The organism is Streptomyces sp. NPDC051582, from assembly GCF_040681715.1.
Classification (GTDB): Bacteria; Actinomycetota; Actinomycetes; order Streptomycetales; family Streptomycetaceae; genus Streptomyces.
In genome coordinates this window covers 1-3,214 of the sequence record NZ_JBFAZJ010000081.1, presented here as the reverse complement: position 1 = coordinate 3,214, position 3,214 = coordinate 1, and the positions used below count along the sequence as shown (strand labels likewise).

Annotated in this window: 1 rRNA gene; it reads left to right on the top strand. The window is 56.5% G+C overall.

From position 1 onward, the window contains the following. The first annotated feature begins 59 nt into the window (after window positions 1-59). Window positions 60-3,183 (top strand): 23S ribosomal RNA (locus AB0M92_RS39030). Window positions 3,184-3,214 lie beyond the last annotated feature (31 nt).

Here is a 3,214-nt window from a genome sequence, read left to right as displayed (position 1 = left end):
GTAGGGTGATGGGTGGCTGGTCGTTGTTTGAGAACTACACAGTGGACGCGAGCATCTGTGGCCAAGTTTTTAAGGGCGCACGGTGGATGCCTTGGCACCAGGAACCGATGAAGGACGTGAGAGGCCGCGATAGGCCCCGGGGAGCTGCCAACTGAGCTTTGATCCGGGGGTGTCCGAATGGGGAAACCCGGCAGTCGTCATGGGCTGTCACCCACTGCTGAACACATAGGCAGTGTGGAGGGAACGAGGGGAAGTGAAACATCTCAGTACCCTCAGGAAGAGAAAACAACCGTGATTCCGGGAGTAGTGGCGAGCGAAACCGGATGAGGCCAAACCGTATGCGTGTGATACCCGGCAGGGGTTGCGCATACGGGGTTGTGGGAATTCTTTTGATCGGTCTGCCGGCCGGTCGGCGAGTCAGAAACCGTTGATGTAGTCGAAGGACATGCGAAAGGTCCGGCGTAGAGGGTAAGACCCCCGTAGACGAAACATCAGCGGCTTGCTTAAGAATCTCCCAAGTAGCACGGGGCCCGAGAAATCCCGTGTGAATCTGGCGGGACCACCCGCTAAGCCTAAATATTCCCTGGTGACCGATAGCGGATAGTACCGTGAGGGAATGGTGAAAAGTACCGCGGGAGCGGAGTGAAATAGTACCTGAAACCGTGTGCCTACAAGCCGTGGGAGCGTCGCTGTATGTGCTTGCACATGCAGTCGTGACTGCGTGCCTTTTGAAGAATGAGCCTGCGAGTTAGCGGTGTGTAGCGAGGTTAACCCGTGTGGGGAAGCCGTAGCGAAAGCGAGTCCGAATAGGGCGATTGAGTTGCACGCTCTAGACCCGAAGCGGAGTGATCTAGCCATGGGCAGGTTGAAGCGGAGGTAAGACTTCGTGGAGGACCGAACCCACCAGGGTTGAAAACCTGGGGGATGACCTGTGGTTAGGGGTGAAAGGCCAATCAAACTCCGTGATAGCTGGTTCTCCCCGAAATGCATTTAGGTGCAGCGTCGTGTGTTTCTTGCCGGAGGTAGAGCACTGGATAGGCGATGGGCCCTACCGGGTTACTGACCTTAGCCAAACTCCGAATGCCGGTAAGTGAGAGCACGGCAGTGAGACTGTGGGGGATAAGCTCCATGGTCGAGAGGGAAACAGCCCAGAGCATCGACTAAGGCCCCTAAGCGTACGCTAAGTGGGAAAGGATGTGGAGTCGCAGAGACAACCAGGAGGTTGGCTTAGAAGCAGCCACCCTTGAAAGAGTGCGTAATAGCTCACTGGTCAAGTGATTCCGCGCCGACAATGTAGCGGGGCTCAAGCGTACCGCCGAAGTCGTGTCATTGCAGCAATAGGGCCAACGCCTGCTGTGATGGGTAGGGGAGCGTCGTGTGCCGGGTGAAGCAGCAGCGGAAGCTAGTTGTGGACGGTTCACGAGTGAGAATGCAGGCATGAGTAGCGATACACACGTGAGAAACGTGTGCGCCGATTGACTAAGGGTTCCTGGGTCAAGCTGATCTGCCCAGGGTAAGTCGGGACCTAAGGCGAGGCCGACAGGCGTAGTCGATGGACAACCGGTTGATATTCCGGTACCCGCTTTGAAACGCCCAATATCGAATCAGGCGATGCTAAGTCCGTGAAGCCGTTCCGGACCCTTCGGGGAAAGGAAAGTGGTGGAGCCGACGAACCAGACTTGTAGTAGGTAAGCGATGGGGTGACGCAGGAAGGTAGTCCAGCCCGGGCGGTGGTAGTCCCGGGGTAAGGGTGTAGGCCGAGGGGTAGGCAAATCCGTCCCTCATATAAGGCTGAGACCTGATGCCGAGCCGATTGTGGTGAAGTGGATGATCCTATGCTGTCGAGAAAAGCCTCTAGCGAGTTTCATGGCGGCCCGTACCCTAAACCGACTCAGGTGGTCAGGTAGAGAATACCGAGGCGTTCGGGTGAACTATGGTTAAGGAACTCGGCAAAATGCCCCCGTAACTTCGGGAGAAGGGGGGCCATCACTGGTGATCGGATTTACTCCGTGAGCTGGGGGTGGCCGCAGAGACCAGCGAGAAGCGACTGTTTACTAAAAACACAGGTCCGTGCGAAGCCGTAAGGCGATGTATACGGACTGACGCCTGCCCGGTGCTGGAACGTTAAGGGGACCGGTTAGTGCACTTTCGGGTGTGCGAAGCTGAGAACTTAAGCGCCAGTAAACGGCGGTGGTAACTATAACCATCCTAAGGTAGCGAAATTCCTTGTCGGGTAAGTTCCGACCTGCACGAATGGCGTAACGACTTCTCGACTGTCTCAACCATAGGCCCGGTGAAATTGCACTACGAGTAAAGATGCTCGTTTCGCGCAGCAGGACGGAAAGACCCCGGGACCTTTACTACAGTTTGATATTGGTGTTCGGTTCGGCTTGTGTAGGATAGGTGGGAGACTTTGAAGCAGCCACGCCAGTGGTTGTGGAGTCGCCGTTGAAATACCACTCTGGTCGTGCTGGATGTCTAACCTCGGTCCGTGATCCGGATCAGGGACAGTGTCTGATGGGTAGTTTAACTGGGGCGGTTGCCTCCCAAAGGGTAACGGAGGCGCCCAAAGGTTCCCTCAGCCTGGTTGGCAATCAGGTGTTGAGTGTAAGTGCACAAGGGAGCTTGACTGTGAGACCGACGGGTCGAGCAGGGACGAAAGTCGGGACTAGTGATCCGGCGGTGGCTTGTGGAAGCGCCGTCGCTCAACGGATAAAAGGTACCCCGGGGATAACAGGCTGATCTTCCCCAAGAGTCCATATCGACGGGATGGTTTGGCACCTCGATGTCGGCTCGTCGCATCCTGGGGCTGGAGTCGGTCCCAAGGGTTGGGCTGTTCGCCCATTAAAGCGGTACGCGAGCTGGGTTTAGAACGTCGTGAGACAGTTCGGTCCCTATCCGCTGTGCGCGTAGGAATATTGAGAAGGGCTGTCCCTAGTACGAGAGGACCGGGACGGACGAACCTCTGGTGTGCCAGTTGTCCTGCCAAGGGCATGGCTGGTTGGCTACGTTCGGGAGGGATAACCGCTGAAAGCATCTAAGCGGGAAGCCTGCTTCAAGATGAGTATTCCCACCTCCTTGAGAGGGTAAGGCTCCCAGTAGACGACTGGGTTGATAGGCCAGATGTGGAAGCCCGGTAACGGGTGGAGCTGACTGGTACTAATAGGCCGAGGGCTTGTCCTCAGTTGCTCGCGTCCACTGTGTTAGTTCTGAA